Origin of the sequence: Maricaulis maris, from assembly GCF_036322705.1 — a bacterium.
Taxonomy (GTDB): Bacteria; Pseudomonadota; Alphaproteobacteria; order Caulobacterales; family Maricaulaceae; genus Maricaulis; species Maricaulis maris_B.
Genome location: NZ_AP027270.1, coordinates 917,089 through 933,158, shown reverse-complemented (window position 1 = coordinate 933,158; position 16,070 = coordinate 917,089). Strand labels below are relative to the sequence as shown.

At 62.4% G+C, this 16,070-nt stretch carries 25 protein-coding genes; 2 read left to right on the top strand and 23 right to left on the bottom strand.

Annotated elements, in window-relative coordinates:
- Positions 1 to 15: 15 nt before the first annotated feature.
- Entirely contained in the window at positions 16 to 711 is a 696-nt protein-coding gene (locus AAA969_RS04245; protein WP_338243965.1) for an HAD-IA family hydrolase, read from the bottom strand.
- Between the two features lie 112 nt (positions 712 to 823).
- Between AAA969_RS04245 and AAA969_RS04240 the strand changes: the two genes are divergently transcribed.
- Positions 824 to 1,147: a DUF1244 domain-containing protein gene (locus AAA969_RS04240; RefSeq protein WP_338243963.1), complete on the top strand. Its 324-nt coding sequence runs from the start codon at positions 824 to 826 to the stop codon at positions 1,145 to 1,147.
- A gap of 10 nt (positions 1,148 to 1,157) precedes the next feature.
- Here the strand turns inward: AAA969_RS04240 and AAA969_RS04235 are convergent, their stop codons facing one another.
- Positions 1,158 to 2,150: an RluA family pseudouridine synthase gene (locus tag AAA969_RS04235; protein ID WP_338243961.1), complete on the bottom strand. Its 993-nt coding sequence runs from the start codon at positions 2,148 to 2,150 to the stop codon at positions 1,158 to 1,160.
- Positions 2,147 to 2,530, bottom strand: a complete 384-nt coding sequence (gene crcB / locus AAA969_RS04230) for a fluoride efflux transporter CrcB (RefSeq protein ID WP_338243959.1) — start codon at positions 2,528 to 2,530, stop codon at positions 2,147 to 2,149. The genes AAA969_RS04235 and crcB overlap by 4 nt, the downstream gene beginning before the upstream one ends.
- A gap of 529 nt (positions 2,531 to 3,059) precedes the next feature.
- On the opposite strand from crcB, the gene AAA969_RS04225 reads away from it, so the two are divergent.
- Positions 3,060 to 3,770: a hypothetical protein gene (locus AAA969_RS04225; protein ID WP_338243957.1), complete on the top strand. Its 711-nt coding sequence runs from the start codon at positions 3,060 to 3,062 to the stop codon at positions 3,768 to 3,770.
- A gap of 10 nt (positions 3,771 to 3,780) precedes the next feature.
- On the opposite strand, the gene AAA969_RS04220 is transcribed toward AAA969_RS04225, so the two are convergent.
- From AAA969_RS04220 to rpsQ, 20 genes are all read right to left on the bottom strand, one after another.
- A complete protein-coding gene (locus tag AAA969_RS04220; RefSeq protein ID WP_338243955.1) occupies positions 3,781 to 4,155 on the bottom strand; it encodes a hypothetical protein in 375 nt (124 codons plus the stop codon).
- A gap of 67 nt (positions 4,156 to 4,222) precedes the next feature.
- Entirely contained in the window at positions 4,223 to 5,530 is a 1,308-nt protein-coding gene (locus AAA969_RS04215) for a replication-associated recombination protein A (protein WP_338243953.1), read from the bottom strand.
- Between the two features lie 95 nt (positions 5,531 to 5,625).
- Entirely contained in the window at positions 5,626 to 7,029 is a 1,404-nt protein-coding gene (locus AAA969_RS04210) for a Do family serine endopeptidase (RefSeq protein WP_338243951.1), read from the bottom strand.
- Positions 7,030 to 7,118: 89 nt separating this feature from the next.
- The gene (gene rplQ, locus AAA969_RS04205; RefSeq protein ID WP_338243949.1) at positions 7,119 to 7,541 is read right to left on the bottom strand and encodes a 50S ribosomal protein L17; all 423 of its coding nucleotides are present in this window, start codon (positions 7,539 to 7,541) and stop codon (positions 7,119 to 7,121) included.
- 45 nt (positions 7,542 to 7,586) lie between these two features.
- On the bottom strand, positions 7,587 to 8,606 hold the full coding sequence (locus AAA969_RS04200) for a DNA-directed RNA polymerase subunit alpha (RefSeq protein WP_011643709.1): 1,020 nt from the start codon (positions 8,604 to 8,606) through the stop codon (positions 7,587 to 7,589).
- Between the two features lie 74 nt (positions 8,607 to 8,680).
- Complete coding sequence (gene rpsK, locus AAA969_RS04195; RefSeq protein WP_297733290.1) at positions 8,681 to 9,070, bottom strand: 30S ribosomal protein S11; 390 nt, start codon at positions 9,068 to 9,070, stop codon at positions 8,681 to 8,683.
- An 11-nt stretch (positions 9,071 to 9,081) separates the two neighbouring features.
- Complete coding sequence (gene rpsM, locus AAA969_RS04190) at positions 9,082 to 9,450, bottom strand: 30S ribosomal protein S13 (RefSeq protein WP_338243944.1); 369 nt, start codon at positions 9,448 to 9,450, stop codon at positions 9,082 to 9,084.
- 144 nt (positions 9,451 to 9,594) lie between these two features.
- The gene (locus AAA969_RS04185) at positions 9,595 to 10,161 is read right to left on the bottom strand and encodes an adenylate kinase (RefSeq protein ID WP_338243941.1); all 567 of its coding nucleotides are present in this window, start codon (positions 10,159 to 10,161) and stop codon (positions 9,595 to 9,597) included.
- Positions 10,158 to 11,498: a preprotein translocase subunit SecY gene (secY, locus tag AAA969_RS04180; protein ID WP_425324989.1), complete on the bottom strand. Its 1,341-nt coding sequence runs from the start codon at positions 11,496 to 11,498 to the stop codon at positions 10,158 to 10,160. Before secY ends, AAA969_RS04185 begins: the two co-directional genes overlap by 4 nt.
- 33 nt (positions 11,499 to 11,531) lie before the next feature.
- On the bottom strand, positions 11,532 to 12,011 hold the full coding sequence (gene rplO, locus AAA969_RS04175) for a 50S ribosomal protein L15 (protein ID WP_338243939.1): 480 nt from the start codon (positions 12,009 to 12,011) through the stop codon (positions 11,532 to 11,534).
- A 40-nt stretch (positions 12,012 to 12,051) separates the two neighbouring features.
- A complete protein-coding gene (rpmD, locus tag AAA969_RS04170; RefSeq protein ID WP_338243937.1) occupies positions 12,052 to 12,237 on the bottom strand; it encodes a 50S ribosomal protein L30 in 186 nt (61 codons plus the stop codon).
- A 12-nt stretch (positions 12,238 to 12,249) separates the two neighbouring features.
- Positions 12,250 to 12,858, bottom strand: coding sequence for a 30S ribosomal protein S5 (rpsE, locus tag AAA969_RS04165; protein WP_338243935.1), 609 nt, complete (start codon positions 12,856 to 12,858; stop codon positions 12,250 to 12,252).
- Positions 12,859 to 12,870: 12 nt separating this feature from the next.
- Complete coding sequence (gene rplR, locus AAA969_RS04160) at positions 12,871 to 13,233, bottom strand: 50S ribosomal protein L18 (protein WP_338243933.1); 363 nt, start codon at positions 13,231 to 13,233, stop codon at positions 12,871 to 12,873.
- 8 nt (positions 13,234 to 13,241) lie between these two features.
- Positions 13,242 to 13,775 (bottom strand): 50S ribosomal protein L6, encoded by a 534-nt coding sequence (gene rplF / locus AAA969_RS04155; RefSeq protein WP_338243931.1) that lies wholly within the window; start codon positions 13,773 to 13,775, stop codon positions 13,242 to 13,244.
- 12 nt (positions 13,776 to 13,787) lie between these two features.
- The gene (rpsH, locus tag AAA969_RS04150; RefSeq protein ID WP_338243929.1) at positions 13,788 to 14,186 is read right to left on the bottom strand and encodes a 30S ribosomal protein S8; all 399 of its coding nucleotides are present in this window, start codon (positions 14,184 to 14,186) and stop codon (positions 13,788 to 13,790) included.
- Between the two features lie 16 nt (positions 14,187 to 14,202).
- Entirely contained in the window at positions 14,203 to 14,508 is a 306-nt protein-coding gene (gene rpsN / locus AAA969_RS04145; RefSeq protein ID WP_338243927.1) for a 30S ribosomal protein S14, read from the bottom strand.
- A 49-nt stretch (positions 14,509 to 14,557) separates the two neighbouring features.
- The gene (rplE, locus tag AAA969_RS04140) at positions 14,558 to 15,118 is read right to left on the bottom strand and encodes a 50S ribosomal protein L5 (protein ID WP_338243925.1); all 561 of its coding nucleotides are present in this window, start codon (positions 15,116 to 15,118) and stop codon (positions 14,558 to 14,560) included.
- Complete coding sequence (gene rplX, locus AAA969_RS04135; protein ID WP_338243924.1) at positions 15,111 to 15,425, bottom strand: 50S ribosomal protein L24; 315 nt, start codon at positions 15,423 to 15,425, stop codon at positions 15,111 to 15,113. The genes rplE and rplX overlap by 8 nt, the downstream gene beginning before the upstream one ends.
- The gene (rplN, locus tag AAA969_RS04130) at positions 15,425 to 15,793 is read right to left on the bottom strand and encodes a 50S ribosomal protein L14 (RefSeq protein ID WP_011643723.1); all 369 of its coding nucleotides are present in this window, start codon (positions 15,791 to 15,793) and stop codon (positions 15,425 to 15,427) included. Before rplN ends, rplX begins: the two co-directional genes overlap by 1 nt.
- 40 nt (positions 15,794 to 15,833) lie before the next feature.
- Positions 15,834 to 16,070 carry a 30S ribosomal protein S17 gene (gene rpsQ / locus AAA969_RS04125; protein ID WP_047162728.1) on the bottom strand — a complete coding sequence of 79 codons (237 nt, stop codon included), beginning with the start codon at positions 16,068 to 16,070 and terminating at the stop codon, positions 15,834 to 15,836.

Genomic DNA, 16,070 nt, shown 5'->3' with positions numbered 1-16,070 from the left:
CCCGCGCCCGGTTTCCTAGGCCGCCTGTTCGTCAACCTGGACAGCGAAGTCATCCAGCGCCGCATCGAGTTCGGCGAAGTCGTGATGGATGCTGTGCGCCCCGCCCTCGGCGATCTCGTCGAGCGTATGGAAACCCCAGCTGACCCCGAGCGTATGGACGCCGGCATTGCGGCCCATTTCCATGTCGAATTTGGTATCGCCGATCATCACCGCCTGGAAGGCATCCGTCCCGGTCTCACGCATCGCGTCGAGCACCATGCGGGGATGGGGTTTTCCGGCGCCGCCATCGACGGTCTGGAAGGTATCAAAATAGCGGTGCATGTCATGGTGGTCGAAAACGATATCGAGCCCGCGGCGAGCCTTGCCGGTTGCCACGCCCATCAGCCAGCCCTGTTCCACCAGACGCTCGATCGTGTCCCGGACGCCATCATAAAGCGGCTCCTCGAAACCGGGCTCGGCGCGCTGTTCGACGAAGGCTTCCTTGTAGAAAGTTGCAAGCTGGACCGCCTTCTCGGCCGGATAGTCCGGTGGTGCCAATCGGGCCACGGCCTCGCCCAGCTCCAGGCCGACGATGGTCCGGGTGCGGTCGTAATCAATGCCACACAGACCGGCCCGCTTGAAGGCGCGGTCCATGGCTTTCTGGATGACCTGGCGACTGTCGACGATCGTGCCGTCGACATCCCAGATGGCAAGTTTGAGTGGGGTGGTCACGCCGACAGGCTCCGATCTGCTTGGCCGCGACATAGGCGGCTGCGTCAGGCTTGGCAAGCGCGTCCCGCCTCATGCTAGCTATGCGTCACAGACACGCCGGAGCGCCTCAGCCATGACCCTGCCCGAGAACATCACCGAGACCGAACGGACCGCCCTCGATGCCGCGGCCTTCCGTCGCCTTGTCGCCCATCTTGATGCGCACAAGGAAGTGCAGAATATCGAGCTGATGTTGCTCGCGGACTTTTGCCGCAACTGCCTCGGCGACTGGTGGCGGGAAGCGGCCTCGGAACGCGGCATCGAGGTCACCCGGGACCAGGCCCGCGAACGCATCTACGGCATGCCGCCGGCGGAATGGAAAGCCCGATATCAGGGCGAGGCTACACCCGAACAGATCGCCGCGTTCAAGGCGAAACAGGCCGCCGGGACTGACAGCTGACACCGTCGGATCAGGCCAGATCCTCCTCGATATCCGTCTCGTCGATTTCCTTGATGGAAAAGCCGAGCGTGTCGTAGATCTTCTTCAGCGCCGGTGGCAGATCGGCCTTGAGGACGAGCGGCTTGCCGCCCGGGCGCGGAATTTCCAGACGGCGGGCATGCAGGCAGAGGCGACGGCCGAGATCTTCCGGTGCCGGACGGTGACAGGTGTATTTCTTGTCGCCGAGAATGGCGGTGCCCATCGCCGCCAGATGGACGCGCAGCTGGTGGGTACGGCCGGTGACCGGACGCAGCGCCACCCAGGACGCCTTCTGCCCCGCCTCGCCAATGACCACGTAGCGGGTCAGCGCATGCACGGCACCGTCATCGCCATGACCGGCGGCGACCATGGTCTCGCGCTCACTGTCGACGCCGACCGAGGCGGCCTTGCGCATGAAACCCTTGATCTCGCCCTTCTTGGGCTTGGGAACACCGATGGCGATCGCCCAATAGGTCTTGCGGGTCTTGTGAGACTGGAAGGCCTTGGCGAGCCGCGCGGTCGCCTTGGGTCCCTTGCCGACGATCAGGATACCGGAGGTGTCCTTGTCCAGCCGGTGCACCAGGCGTGGCCGGTCGAGGCCCTCGCCGAAAGCATCCAGCAAGCCATCGAGGTGGCGTGTCGTCTTCGAGCCACCCTGTACCGCCAGGCCAGCGGGCTTGTTGAAGGCGATCAGCTCATTGTCCTCATAGATAACCAGCGACTTCACATACTCGATATCGGCGTCGGACAGGCGGTTGGCGGGCGGGCGCTCGCCTGGCTCGGGCAGCGGCGGGATACGGATTTCCTGGCCCTCGAGGACCCGGCTATCGCCCTTCACCCGGCCGCCATCGACCCGGATCTGTCCCTTGCGGCACAGCTTCTGGACCATGATGGCCGAGACATGCGGGAACCGCCGCTTGAACCAGCGATCGACACGGGAGCCGTCTTCGCTGGCTTCGACCTTGATCGTCTGGACACCGCTCATGCGAAGGCCCTCCGCATGATCCACAATCCGAGAAACACGGCGGCCAGGGCAAGGACAACCGAGCTGGCCGCATAGCCGAAGGCATGCAGCATGGCCTTGCGCTCGACCATGTTGGCCATCTCCAGCGAGAAGGCGGAGAAGGTCGTGAAACCGCCGAGGAAGCCGACCGCGCCAAACAGGCGGACATACTGCTGGTCCGCCCGGTCCGTGGCTGCCAGCCAGCCGATCAGAAGTCCCATCAGAAGGCCGCCCGCCAGATTGACCGCGAACGTGCCCCAGACCTGTTCCGGACCGAACCAGCGAAAGGTCAGCCGGCCAACCTGGTAGCGCGAGATGGCTCCGAGCGCCCCACCGGCGCCAACGAGTAGATAATTGATCATTCCGGCTCGATAGGGTCCCCGGACTGGCTTGGCAAGCATTCCCGCATTCCGGCCCGGTTCATTAACGCCTCACTAACCAATCCTTAAATTCATTTCATAAAGCCATAGCCATGCATTTATGCAAGGGAGCCTTGGTGCAATGACGATTGTGTGACGGCGCTAAGTCCTTATTTAGCAACGTGCGAACAGGGAAGGCCCGGTTCGCCAAGATGACAAGGACAAGATCAATGACCAACCGTATTTCCTCCTCCCTCTCGGCACTCGTCAACGTGCTGCTCGTGGCCGGTGTGTTTGGTGCCATGACGATCGCGCTCAACGGCTCTTTCGCCTAGGACAAGTCTTCCCCCCAAGGCTTTTCCCTACGGCATCCGATCCGGACCGGCGACGCGCCTCACAGTCCCCCGTCCCGATCGTCCCCGCCCCAACGAAAGCGGCAGCCTCCCCCAAGGGCTGCCGCTTTTGTTTTGTCTGCATGCCTTGGATACGCCGCATCGCGCGTTAGACTGACCCCAGCCTCGGGAGTCGCGTGATGTCCGTATTGATTTTGGTCAGCCTGCTGATCGCACAGGATGCAAACCTGCCGCTTCGGATGGACGACGCGGCCGCTCAAATCGAAGACCAGACGGTCGAGCCCGCCCCCGTCACCGATGCCCCCAGCCTGGTCGCCCTGATAGAGGGGCGTCTGGCTGCCTATGGCGATACCGTCGCCCAGCTGGCGGCCCGCAAGGCACGCGAGCGCTACCTGTCCGAACTTCTCCTGCCGGTGATCTCGCGCGATGACCTTGATGACGGCGCCCAGGGCGAGATCCTTGCCGCACTGGCCGATGATATCCGCGAGACCGAAGCCGGCAACACGCGCTGGGCGGTCGACCAGATCGATCCGGAGGGCTTTGTCATCCTGTGGACAGAGAATCGCCGTCTGGGCGAAGAACTGCTGCGCATGGCCGAGCGCGATCCGGACAGCGAACGCCGCCTGGTCGCCGCACTCGAGCCGATTGCCCTGAGCGGTACCTATGATGGGGCTGTGTATGCCGAGCGCGCTGACGCGCTGGCGCTGTCGGAGAACCGGCCGCAGCCCTACGGGACCGCGGTGCATTGCGTGGACGGCCAGACCGAACTCTGGCCGCTCGAGAGCGCAGAAACCCTCACGGACAGCCGGGCGGCGCTGGGACTGGACCCACTCGACGTCGATGCGGTCGGCGGCGAGGCGTGTGACAGCCCGGACACCACCGCCCCGTAGGCAAGCCGGCTCAGTCTTTCGCCCGCAGGCACAGCACCAGCATCAGCGCCACCGAGACGATGGCGAGAATCGCACTGACACCCAGCAACGGCCCCAGCATGGCCTCTTCGGCGATCTGTCCGAACAGCATGTAGAGCGCCGGGATCATGATCAGCGCGGCGAGGTGATGGACCACCAGCTGTGCCCAGGCCAGAAGGCCACTGCCGAGCTTGAAGACGCGATAGAGGATGGCCCAGAGGATCGGCAGGACACCGCCCAGCAGCATGATGTGGGCATGGGTCGGCATCTGCGTGTGATCGCCCGAGCGGCCCATATGCTCGCCCAGCAGCATGCCGGCGATCAGCCAGACGAGGCCAAGGATCAGGTGAATGCGTTCCGGTTTCATGTGAACTCCCCCCAGAGTTATTGAAACCGCAGGATTTCCAATCGAGTCCCGTCTGGCAAGAACGCGCTTATGAGCGACGGCTGTCACGCAGCTTGCGCCAGCGCGCCAGGCGCTCGCCGATGGCGGCCTCACGGCCACTGTCGCGTGGCTCGTAGAAGACCGGTCGGTCAGGCATGTCATCGGGGAAATAATCCTGCCCGGAGACCCCGCCGGCGACATCGTGATCGTACTGATAGCCCTTGCCATAGCCCTGGTCCTTCATGAGGGCGGTCGGAGCGTTGAGGATGTGCGCTGGCGGCATCAGGGATCCGGTTGCTTTCGCGGCCTTCTGGGCCCGCTTGAAGGCGACGTAGACGGCATTGGACTTGGCGGCGGTCGCAAGATGGACCACGGCATGGGCCAGGGCCAGCTCGCCTTCGGGTGAGCCCAGGCGCTCATAGGTGCGCGCCGCCTCATTGGCGATCATCAGCCCGGTGGGATCGGCGAGACCGATATCCTCGGATGCCATCCGGACCAGCCGCCGGGCGAGAAAGAGCGGATCCTCGCCGCCTTCGAGCATGCGGGCGAACCAGTAAAGTGCGGCATCCGGATCGGACCCGCGGATCGACTTGTGCAGAGCCGAGATGAGATTGTAGTGCTCCTCCCGGTCCCTGTCGTAGGCGGTGGCGCGCTTGTTCAGCAGCACAGCGAGATCATCCGCCGAGACTTGCGTCCCGGGATCGAAGGTGAAGACTTCCTCGACCAGGTTGAGCATGTAGCGGCCGTCGCCGTCGGCCATCGAGCACAGGGCCGTGCGTCCGCCGGCATCGAGCGGCAAGGCGCGGCCGACCTCGGCCTCGGCCCGCTGCATCAGGAGTTCAAGCCCCTCGTCATCGAGCCGTTTGAGGACCAGGACCTGGCAACGCGACAGGAGCGCGGCATTGAGCTCGAAAGATGGATTCTCGGTCGTCGCCCCGACGAGGGTCACGGTGCCCTCCTCCACCACGGGCAGGAAGCCGTCCTGCTGGGCCCGGTTGAAACGGTGGATCTCGTCGACGAAAAGCAGTGTGCCGCGTCCCTGCTGGCGCCGCGCCCGGGCCCGCTCGAATGCCTTCTTGAGATCGGCAACGCCCGAGAACACAGCCGAAAGCGGCTCGAACTCGAGCCCGCTATCCTCGGCCAGCAGACGCGCAATCGTGGTCTTGCCGACGCCGGGCGGCCCCCACAGGATCAGTGAAGCCAGACGGCCCTGGGCGCGCATGCGGGCAATCGGCCCCTTGCCGGCCAGGAGATGATCCTGCCCGACGACGTCCGCCAGCGTTTGCGGTCGCAAGCGGTCGGCGAGTGGTCGCGGGGCTTCGGCATCAAGGCCGGCGGCTTCAAACAAGCTTGTCATGGCGCGACCCTAGGCGTGTTCGCGGCCTCGCAGAAGACCAGCCGCCACATCAATGGCGGCGCGTCTGCCAGGCCTGCGACACTCATGGACCGGTCTCAGTACAGCCGGACCGACGTCTCGAAGCGCTGACCGCGGCGCTCGACCACGAGCGGCCAGAGCTGTTCACCATCATGGCTGGTCAGGATGTCGGCAACATCGTCGAGCGAATAAACTGGCTGACCCATCAGCTCGACCAGCTTGTCGCCGGGCCGGAAACCGAAACGTCCGGCGACCGAGCGGCGTCCGACCGCGCTGACCACGACGCCGCCCTGGAAGGGGTCGAGGCCGACACGCTCGTTGAAGGCCGGCGACAGGGTCACCAGGTTGGCACCGGACAGGGGATTACGGCCGCCGACCGCGAACGGATCCGGATCGGCAATGCCGGGCGCGGGTTGAACCGCGACATTGAGCGCCAGCTCCTCGCCATCCCGCAGCACAGTGAAGACAGCATCATCACCGGCGGCACGGGTGGCGAGGCGGAAACGGGCCCCGGCCTCGTTATTGACCGGCTGGCCATCAATCGAGAGGACGATATCACCCTGCATCAGGCCACCCTCATCGGCAGCCGCCAGCGGGTAGATCTCATTGACCAGCGCCCCGCGCGGCCGGTTGAGGCCAAAGGCGTCGGCAATATCGCTGTCGACCGGCTGCAGGCGCGCGCCCAGCCAGGGCCGGATCAGCTCACCCTCATTCATCGCTGTATCGACCACCCGAGCGACCATCTCGACGGGAATGGCAAAGCCGATCCCGTTCGAGCCGCCCGAGCGCGAGAAAATCATCGTGTTGACGCCGACCAGCTCGCCGTCCATGTCGACCAGCGCGCCACCGGAATTACCCGGATTGATCGCCGCATCGGTCTGGATGAAGGAGCCGAAATCGGTCTGCCCGACATCGGTGCGCGCCAATGCCGAGACAATGCCGGAGGTGACGGTCTGACCGACGCCGAAAGGATTACCGATGGCGAGTACCAGATCGCCGACCTCGATATCGCCCGACCGGTCGAACGGCAGGACCGGCAGCGGCTCATCCGTTTCCACGCGCAGTACCGCAAGGTCGGTCGCCTCGTCGGTCAGGAGGATCACGGCGTCGAACTCACGGCGATCCGCCAGCACAACCCGCAGCTCGGTGGCGCCCGCGACGACGTGGTTATTGGTCACAATGACCCCGGATGCGTCGACGATGACGCCGGACCCGAGCGAGTTCTGCTCCCGCGGCTGGCTGCGGAACATGCGCGAGAAGAAAGGATCATTGGCGAACGGGTGCTGATTCTCGACCACGCGGCGCGAAAACACATTGACCACAGCCGGGGTGACCTCCCGGACAACCGGCGCAAAGGACATCTGCATGTCCATGCGGCTCTCGGGAATGATCCGGTCGTCGGCAGCGCCGGCGAGATCGATCTCCTGGGCGGCCGCTGGCGCAGTCGCGAGGAGGCAGGCGAGGAGAAGATGTTTGATCATGGGACCCATATAGACTGGATTGCGGGCATGAAAAAGGCGGCCCTGCCGAAGCAAAGCCGCCTTTTCATGACTATTCACTGACGAGAGGATTACTCCTCCGTCATGCCCGTCTCTGCTTCGACCCGGGCCCGATCACCGGCGCCCTTGGCGGCCGGATCGCGGTCAACGAGTTCGATGACAGCCATCGGGGCGTTGTCGCCGTGACGGAAGCCGGCCTTGAGAACGCGGGTATAACCCCCGTCCCGTTCGGCGTAGCGGCCACCGAGCGTGTCGAACAGCTTCTTGACCTGGCCCTCATTACGGACCTTGGACATGGCTTGACGACGACCATGCACATCGCCGCGCTTGGCGAGCGTGATGAGCTTGTCGACGAACGGGGCCAGTTCCTTGGCTTTCGGCAAGGTAGTGACGATCTGCTCGTGCTCGATCAGCGAAGCGGCCATATTGGCCAGCATCGCCTTGCGGTGCGAATGAGTGCGGTTAAGCTTGCGGTGTGCGATGCCGTGACGCATGACTTTATCTCCTCAGGTCCGGTTCAGGCGCCTCCCGGCGGCTGCCTAGACGTGATCCTCGAAACGTTTGGCGAGATCTTCGATGTTCTCCGGCGGCCAATTCGGCGCTTCCATGCCAAGATGGAGACCCATCTGGGCGAGAACTTCCTTGATCTCATTAAGCGACTTGCGGCCGAAGTTCGGGGTACGGAGCATTTCCGCCTCGGACTTCTGGATCAGGTCGCCGATGTAGACGATGTTGTCGTTCTTCAGGCAGTTTGCCGAACGCACGGACAGCTCCAGCTCGTCGACCTTGCGCAGCAGCGCCGGGTTGAAGTCGAGCTCGGGCTTGTCGTCCTCGGCCGGACGCGCCTCGACAGCTTCCTCGAAGTTGATGAAGATCTGGAACTGATCCTGGAGGATACGCGCGGCGAAAGCCACGGAATCTTCCGGGGTGACGGTTCCGTCTGTCTCAACTTCAAGCGTCAGCTTGTCATAATCGAGAACCTGTCCCTCACGGGTGTTCTCGACCTTGTACGACACGCGCTTGACCGGGCTGTACAGCGCATCAACGCCGATCAGGCCGATCGGGGCATCTTCCGGGCGGTTACGCTCGGACGGGACATAGCCCTTGCCGGTGTTGATGGTGAACTCCATGCGGATCTCCGCACCCTCGTCCAGCGTACACAGGGCGAGATCCTTATTGACGATCTCGACGTCTGCGGTTTCCTCGATATCACCAGCGGTGACGATACCAGGGCCGGACTTCTTGAGCACGACACGCTTGGGGCCTTCCCCATGCATGCGCAGGGCGATCTGCTTGATATTCAGCACGATGTCGGTGACGTCTTCACGAACGCCGTCGATCGACGAAAACTCGTGGACGACGCCGTCAATGTGGACATTCGTCACTGCTGCGCCCTGAAGCGAAGACAGGAGCACACGACGAAGCGCATTGCCAAGCGTCATGCCGAAGCCACGCTCCAGCGGCTCGGCGACAATCTTGGCTTGGCGCGCGGGATCATGCCCCGGCTCGATTTCCGGCTTCATCGGGCGGATGAGTTCTTGCCAGTTCTTCTCGATCACGTTCTTACTGCCCCTTCATCAGCCGTACGGTTTGAGCCGCCGGCGCGTTCAACAGGCGAAATGCGCGCAGCGTACTAGACGCGACGGCGCTTCGGCGGACGGCAACCGTTGTGCGGGATCGGCGTGACGTCCTGGATGGTGGTGATGGTGAAACCCACCGACTGCAACGCACGCAGCGCGCTCTCGCGCCCCGAACCCGGACCGGAGACCTTCACTTCGATGGTCTTCATGCCGTGTTCAATCGCCTTCTTGCCAGCGTCTTCAGCGGCCATCTGGGCTGCATACGGGGTCGACTTGCGCGAACCCTTGAAGCCCATGTGACCGGCCGACGACCAGGAAATTGCATTTCCCTGGGCGTCCGTAATGGTCACCATGGTGTTGTTGAAGCTAGCACTCACGTGGGCAACACCCGACGTGATGTTCTTGCGTTCGCGCCGCTTAACGCGGCCAGTTTCCTTAGCCATTGCTCAGGGCCCTACTTCTTCTTGCCGGCAATCGGCTTGGCCGGACCTTTGCGCGTACGCGCATTGGTGTGAGTGCGCTGACCACGGACAGGCAGGCCACGACGGTGGCGCAGGCCACGGTAGTTACCCAGGTCCATGAGACGCTTGATGTTCACAGCCACCTCACGGCGCAGGTCCCCTTCCACCATGTGATCACGATCGATCACTTCGCGGATTTGCAGGACTTCTGCATCCGTCAGTTCACTGACGCGGCGCTCGGGCATGATGGAAACCTGCTCGCAGATCTCCTTCGCCTTGGCCGGGCCAATGCCGTGGATGTAGCGAAGCGCGATCTCTACGCGCTTATTCGTCGGAATATTGACGCCGGCTATACGGGCCACTTTCCATCTCCCAAATTCTGAACGCCATACACGGACGAACCATGGGGCGACCTTTCGGTCACCGCATCAGCTCGCCCGTTTCGCGAAGGGCGCTATCTACAGTCAGCGTTGCCACCCCGTCAATGGGGTTGCAACAGGTGTGTGTCACTTCTCTTCGAGAGCCGCAGCAATTCCCGCTGCGACCTCGTCCATGGATCCCATGCCGGGGACTTCCCGCAACTTGCCCGATTGGGCATAGAACGGGATGAGCGGCGCTGTCTGATCCTGGTAGTTCTTCAAACGTACCTTGAACGCGTCGATATTATCATCGGCCCGTCCCTCTTCCGCCGCCCGCTTTTCCATACGGGCGACCAATTCATTGTCATCCACCAGCAGGCGGACAACGGCATCAACCTGGGTGCCACGCTTGGCCAGCGCTGCATCAAGCGCCTCTGCCTGGGCAACCGTGCGCGGGAAGCCGTCGAAGATGGCGCCACCGGCGGCCTCGGCCTCCGGCAGACATTCCTCGATCAACTCGATCACGATCTCGTCGGACACCAGATTTCCGGCATCCATGATCGCAGACACGCGCAGACCCAACTCTGTCCCGGCCGCCTTTGCTTCGCGCAGCATGTCTCCGGTGGAGAGCTGCACCCAGCCGCGCTCGGTGACGAGACGCTTAGACTGGGTGCCTTTGCCACAGCCCGGCGGTCCGAACAGGATAATGTTCATCGCTTGCGTCCCCGCAGCTTCGATTTCTTGATCAGACCCTCGTACTGGTGCGCCAGCAAATGGGACTGGATCTGCGAAACCGTATCCAGCGTCACCGAAACGATGATGAGCAGGGACGTACCGCCCAGCGCCGTCTGCGGATTGAGCATCATGGGCACCATACAGATCAGGACCAGGTACAGGGCTCCAACCAGGGTCAGGCGGGAGAGGACGTAGTCGATATACTCGGCGGTCCGTTTACCTGGCCGAATGCCCGGCAGGAACCCGCCATACTTCCTCAGATTCTCGGCGGTGTCCTCAGGGTTGAAGACGACCGAGGTGTAGAAGAAGCAGAAGAACACGATCATGGCGGCATAGAGCACCATGAAGAGCGGCGCCCCCGGTCCGAGATAGGCCACCATCGTCTGCAGCCATCCGGCACCAGACTGGGCCTGGAAGCTGGCCGCCGTTGCCGGCAGCAGCAACAGGGACGAGGCGAAGATCGGCGGAATGACGCCTGCGGTATTCAGCTTGAGCGGCAGGAAGGAGGTGTCGCCTCCGACCATGCGATTTCCCTGCTGGCGCTTGGGGTACTGGACCAGAAGCCGGCGCTGCGAGCGCTCCATGAAGACGACCAGGGTCAGGCCGATCAGGATCAGCGCCGTGCCGACCAGAAGGACCGTGCCGTCGCCGGTCGAGGAGGCTTGCGACAGCGCGCCACCGATCACACCCGGCACAGCCGAGATGATACCCGCGAAAATGATCAGGGACACACCATTACCAACACCGCGCGCGGTGATCTGCTCACCCAGCCACAACAGCAGCATGGTGGCACCGACCAGCGTGATCACGGTCGAGGCAATAAAGAAGGGCCCGGGATTGAGCGCCAGCGCGACACCGTCGCTATTGGGCGTATTCATGCCCATGGCGATAGCGAAGGCCTGGCCCGTGGCCAGGAAAACAGTCAGATACCGGGTGTACTGGTTGATCTGCTGCCGGCCCTGCTCGCCACCTTCCTTCTTCAGCTTTTCAAGGCTGGGAATGGTGGCTGACATCAGCTGCATGATGATCGAGGCCGAAATATACGGCATCACGTTGAGCACGAAGATCGCCATGCGCTCGACGGCACCGCCGCCAAGCATGTTGAACATGGACAGGATGCCCTGCCCCTGCCCGCCCAGCGAATCGAAGACGCGTGCGTATTGCTCCGGATCGATCCCGGGAATCGGCACGAAAGTACCAATCCGGTAAACGATCAGGATCCCGATCGTGAACAGGATGCGTTGCTGCAGCTCCTTCGCTTTCGCGAAGGAGCTAAAGTTCATGTTCGCAGCAAGCTGTTCGGCAGCTGAAGCCATGAAGACGTCCTTAAAAGGTCGGCGTTAAGTCGCTTATTCCGCGGCGTCTTTTGCCACGGCGGTGAGGGTCACCTTGCCGCCGGCCTTCTCGACCGCGGCAACCGCTGCCTTGGAGGCACCGGCAAGGGTGATCTCTACTTTGGACTTCAGCTCGCCCTTCGCAAGGAGGCGGATGCCATCCAGCTGACGACGGACCAGGCCCGCAGCCATCAGGACTTCAGCGTCGATCGGCTTTTTCGCGTCGATCTTGCCTTCGGCAATTGCCTTCTCGATACGGCCGAGATTCACTTCTGCCCAAGCCTTGCGGTTCGGCTTGTTGAAGCCCCGCTTCGGCAGGCGCATATGAAGCGGCATCTGGCCGCCCTCGAAGCCCTTGATAGCCACACCCGAACGGGATTTCTGGCCCTTGACGCCGCGGCCACCCGTTTTGCCCTTGCCGGAACCGATACCACGGCCGACGCGGGTGCGGATCTTGGTAGCACCGTCATTGTCGCGCAATTCATTGAGACGCATGTCGTTCTCCATTCGATGGAGCGGTTTCCCCAGCAGGGACCTACTCCTCGACGATTTCCACCATATGGCTGACCTTGGCAATCATGCCACGGACAGACGGTGTATCTTCCAGCTCGCGCTCACGACCGATCTTGTTGAGACCGAGGCCGATAAGCGTGGCACGCTGATCTTGCGGGCGGCGGATGGCGCTGCCCGTCTGGCGTACGCGGATGGTCTTTTTGGCCATTGTGTCCGGTCCTTACGCTTCGATCGCTTCCGGTGAGGACGCGCCGTCATCGCGGCGGTTCACCAGATCGCCAACCTTAAGACCACGCTTGGCTGCAACCGAGCGCGGGCTCGACTGCGCCTTCAGCGCGTCCATGGTGGCGCGGATCATGTTGTACGGGTTGGACGTGCCAACCGACTTGGCAACCACGTCCTGGACCCCGAGGGTTTCCAGCACAGCGCGCATCGGCCCACCGGCGATGACGCCGGTACCCGGAGGCGCTGCCCGCAGGACGACCTTGCCGGCGCCGTGACGGCCTTTGCCGTCATGGTGCAGGGTACGGCCTTCGCGCAGCGGGACGCGAACCATGTTCTTCTTGGCTTCGTCGGTGGCCTTGCGGATGGCTTCCGGCACTTCGCGCGCCTTGCCCTGTCCGAAGCCGACGCGGCCTTTCTGGTCACCGACCACGACGAGGGCTGCGAACTGGAAGTTCCGGCCGCCCTTCACGGTCTTGGCGACGCGGTTGATGTGGACGAGCTTGTCTACAAGTTCGTCATCGCGTTCCTGGTCGCGGTCCCGGCCACGGCCACGGCCTCGGCCACGGTCACCGCGGTCACCACGTTGCTCGTTCTGATGAGCCATACGTCCGCTCCCTTAGAAGTTCAGGCCGCCCTCGCGGGCCGCCTCTGCGAGCGCTTTGACACGCCCGTGAAAGATGTAACCGCCACGGTCGAAGACGACGTCCTTGACGCCTTCCTTGACTGCGCGCTCGGCGATCAGCTTGCCGACGATCTCGGCAGCCTTCGTGTCGCAACCCTTGCCATGCTCTTTTTGAGCGGCTTCCTCGAGGGAAGAGGCAGCGACGACCGTCTTGCCCGACACATCGTCGATGATCTGGGCATAGATGTTCTTCGAAGACCGGTAGACCGACAGCCGCGGACGGCCATTGGCGAACTTGCGCAGACGGATCCGGTTGCGCTGGGCGCGACGGACCGATTTTTCGCGTTGAGTTTTCATCGCTCGCCCTACTTCTTCTTGCCTTCTTTGCGGCGGATATACTCGCCGACATATTTGATGCCCTTGCCCTTGTAAGGCTCCGGCGGACGGAAGCGACGGATCTCGGCGGCTGTCTGGCCGACGCGCTGCTTATCAGCGCCCACGATCTTCACTTCGGTCGGCTTGCCGACACTGATGGTGATGCCTTCCGGGGCGTCGTAGACGACGTCATGCGACAGGCCGAGCGACAGCTTCAGGGACGTGCCCTGCATCTGCGCACGATAACCAACGCCAACCAGCTCGAGATCCTTCTCGTAGCCGGCCGTGACCCCCTGAACCAGGTTGGCGACCAGGGCACGTTGCATGCCCCACATCGCGCGGGCCTTCTTGGTCTCGTCGCGCGGCTTGATGACAATGCCATCTTCGCCCTGCTCGACATTCACTTCCTCAACAAAGGTCATGGACAGTTCGCCCTTGGGACCCTTGACGGTCAGCGACGTCTCCGTGAGCGTCGCCGTGACCCCGCCGGGGATGGCGACCGGGAGTTTACCGATACGTGACATTGGTTCGCTCCCTTAGCTGACGTGACAGAGGATCTCGCCGCCCACATTGGACTCACGAGCCACCGAATCCGACATCACGCCCTTGGGCGTGGAGAGGATTGCGATGCCGAGGCCATTCTGGACAAGCGGCAGATCTTTGACGCCGGAATAAACGCGGCGGCCCGGCTTGGAGATACGCTTGATCTCCGAAATGACCGAGTCACCTTCGAAATACTTCAGTTCGATCTCGAACTCTTTCATGCCGGAGGCATGCTCTACTTCCGCATAGTCACGGATGTAGCCTTCCGACTTTAGAACGTCGAGCACGCGGCGGCGCAGGGCCGAGGCCGGCGTGTTGACGGACCGCTTGCTGCGCATCAGCGCATTGCGGATACGGGTCAGCATATCGCCGAGAGGATCATTCACAGACATGTTCTCGTCTCCTCTCTTACCAGCTCGACTTGACCATGCCCGGGATCATGCCCTGGCTGGCGTAGTCGCGCATCGCAATACGCGACATGCGGAATTTGCGATAGAAAGCACGCGGACGGCCAGTGATCTCGCACCGGTTCCGGATGCGGGATACTGCCGAGTTGCGCGGCATTTCGGCCAGCTTCAGCTGAGCAGCAAAACGCTCCTCGACCGGCAGGTCCTTGTTGCGTGCGATCGCCTTGAGCTGTTCGCGCTTGGCCGCATAACGCTTGACCAGACGCACACGCTTCAAATTGCGCTCGACTGCGGAAGTTTTCGCCATTTAAGTCCTCCTGCGTGCAGAGCCCGAGCGGCCCTGCGTTCCTGCTGCGTTAGTTCGTAAAGGGGAAATCGAACTCGGCCAGCAGGGCCTTCGCTTCCTCATCACTGCCTGCGGTCGTGCAGACAACGATATCCATACCCCGGATCTTCTCGACCTTGTCGTAGTCGATCTCCGGGAACACGATATGCTCTTTCAGTCCCATCGCGTAATTTCCGCGACCGTCGAAGCTCTTACCATTGAGTCCACGGAAGTCACGCACGCGAGGCAGGGCGATCGTGATCAGACGGTCCAGGAACTCGTACATACGGTCCTGGCGCAGCGTCACTTTCGCACCAATCACCTGCTCCTCACGGAGCTTGAAGCCGGCGATCGACTTCTTGGCAACGGTCTTGACCGGCTTCTGGCCGGAAATGGCTTCGAGATCTTCCAGGGCGCCCTTGATTTTCTTGGAGTCCTGGGAAGCCTCGCCAACGCCCATGTTGATCACGATCTTGTCGAGACGCGGGATCTGCAGGTCGTTGGCATAGCCAAACTTTTCTTTCATCGCCGCACGGATGACATCTTTGTACTTCGTGCGGAGACGCGGGGTGTAGGTGGCGGTATCAGACATCGATAACCTCGCCCGAGCTCTTGGCGACGCGCACCTTCTTGCCGTCTTCAATCTTGAAGCCGACACGAGTTGCCTCGCCGGTTTTCGGATCGGCCAACGCCACGTTCGAGACGTGGATGGAGGCTTCTTTTTCCTTGATGCCGCCCTGGTCGGTCTGGGTCGCACGCGTGTGGCGCTTGACCACATTCACGCCAGACACAAAGACGCGATCCTCGGTCGGCAGGACCTTGGTGACTTCGCCGGTCTTGCCCTTGTCACGGCCGGCGAGAATGACGACTTTGTCGCCCTTCTTGATCTTGGCAGCCATTACAGCACCTCCGGCGCCAGCGAGACGATCTTCATGTGGTTCTTGGCGCGAAGTTCGCGCGGAACCGGTCCGAAGATACGCGTGCCGAGCGGCTCGTTGTTATTGTTGATAATCACAGCCGCGTTGCCATCGAAGCGAATGACGGAACCGTCTTTACGCTGGATGTCCTTGGCCACGCGAACGACGACGGCCTTGCGGACATCACCCTTCTTAACGCGACCACGCGGAATGGCTTCCTTGACCGAGACGACAATGATGTCGCCGACGTGGGCATAGCGACGCTTGGCACCGCCGAGCACCTTGATGCACTGCACACGGCGGGCGCCAGAATTGTCAGCCACGTCCAGATTGGTTTGCATCTGGATCATCGCAGATCCTCCTTAGGAAAGGATTGGTCTCTCGCCAGGCTTACGCCTCGACGGTGACCACCTCCCACCGCTTCAACTTCGACTTGGGTGCACATTCCTGAATCTGGACCTGATCACCCACCTTGAACGCATTGGCTTCGTCATGCGCGTGGTAACGCTTGGTGCGACGGACCGTCTTGCGCAGCAGCGGGTGGAGGAAAGTCCGTTCCACACGCACCACGATGGTCTTGGCACCCTTGTCACTCACTACGACGCCTTGCAGGATACGCTTCGGCAT

Coding starts and splice junctions, on each gene's coding strand:
- AAA969_RS04240 (WP_338243963.1), top strand. CDS start 824: ATGACCCTGCCCGAGAACATCACCGAGACCGAACGGACCGCCCTCGAT.
- AAA969_RS04235 (WP_338243961.1), bottom strand. CDS start 2,150: ATGAGCGGTGTCCAGACGATCAAGGTCGAAGCCAGCGAAGACGGCTCC.
- crcB (WP_338243959.1), bottom strand. CDS start 2,530: ATGATCAATTATCTACTCGTTGGCGCCGGTGGGGCGCTCGGAGCCATC.
- AAA969_RS04225 (WP_338243957.1), top strand. CDS start 3,060: ATGTCCGTATTGATTTTGGTCAGCCTGCTGATCGCACAGGATGCAAAC.
- AAA969_RS04220 (WP_338243955.1), bottom strand. CDS start 4,155: ATGAAACCGGAACGCATTCACCTGATCCTTGGCCTCGTCTGGCTGATC.
- AAA969_RS04215 (WP_338243953.1), bottom strand. CDS start 5,530: ATGACAAGCTTGTTTGAAGCCGCCGGCCTTGATGCCGAAGCCCCGCGA.
- AAA969_RS04210 (WP_338243951.1), bottom strand. CDS start 7,029: ATGATCAAACATCTTCTCCTCGCCTGCCTCCTCGCGACTGCGCCAGCG.
- rplQ (WP_338243949.1), bottom strand. CDS start 7,541: ATGCGTCACGGCATCGCACACCGCAAGCTTAACCGCACTCATTCGCAC.
- rpsK (WP_297733290.1), bottom strand. CDS start 9,070: ATGGCTAAGGAAACTGGCCGCGTTAAGCGGCGCGAACGCAAGAACATC.
- AAA969_RS04185 (WP_338243941.1), bottom strand. CDS start 10,161: ATGAACATTATCCTGTTCGGACCGCCGGGCTGTGGCAAAGGCACCCAG.
- secY (WP_425324989.1), bottom strand. CDS start 11,498: ATGGCTTCAGCTGCCGAACAGCTTGCTGCGAACATGAACTTTAGCTCC.
- rplO (WP_338243939.1), bottom strand. CDS start 12,011: ATGCGTCTCAATGAATTGCGCGACAATGACGGTGCTACCAAGATCCGC.
- rpmD (WP_338243937.1), bottom strand. CDS start 12,237: ATGGCCAAAAAGACCATCCGCGTACGCCAGACGGGCAGCGCCATCCGC.
- rpsE (WP_338243935.1), bottom strand. CDS start 12,858: ATGGCTCATCAGAACGAGCAACGTGGTGACCGCGGTGACCGTGGCCGA.
- rplR (WP_338243933.1), bottom strand. CDS start 13,233: ATGAAAACTCAACGCGAAAAATCGGTCCGTCGCGCCCAGCGCAACCGG.
- rplF (WP_338243931.1), bottom strand. CDS start 13,775: ATGTCACGTATCGGTAAACTCCCGGTCGCCATCCCCGGCGGGGTCACG.
- rpsH (WP_338243929.1), bottom strand. CDS start 14,186: ATGTCTGTGAATGATCCTCTCGGCGATATGCTGACCCGTATCCGCAAT.
- rpsN (WP_338243927.1), bottom strand. CDS start 14,508: ATGGCGAAAACTTCCGCAGTCGAGCGCAATTTGAAGCGTGTGCGTCTG.
- rplE (WP_338243925.1), bottom strand. CDS start 15,118: ATGTCTGATACCGCCACCTACACCCCGCGTCTCCGCACGAAGTACAAA.
- rplX (WP_338243924.1), bottom strand. CDS start 15,425: ATGGCTGCCAAGATCAAGAAGGGCGACAAAGTCGTCATTCTCGCCGGC.
- rplN (WP_011643723.1), bottom strand. CDS start 15,793: ATGATCCAGATGCAAACCAATCTGGACGTGGCTGACAATTCTGGCGCC.
- rpsQ (WP_047162728.1), bottom strand. CDS start 16,070: ATGCCGAAGCGTATCCTGCAAGGCGTCGTAGTGAGTGACAAGGGTGCC.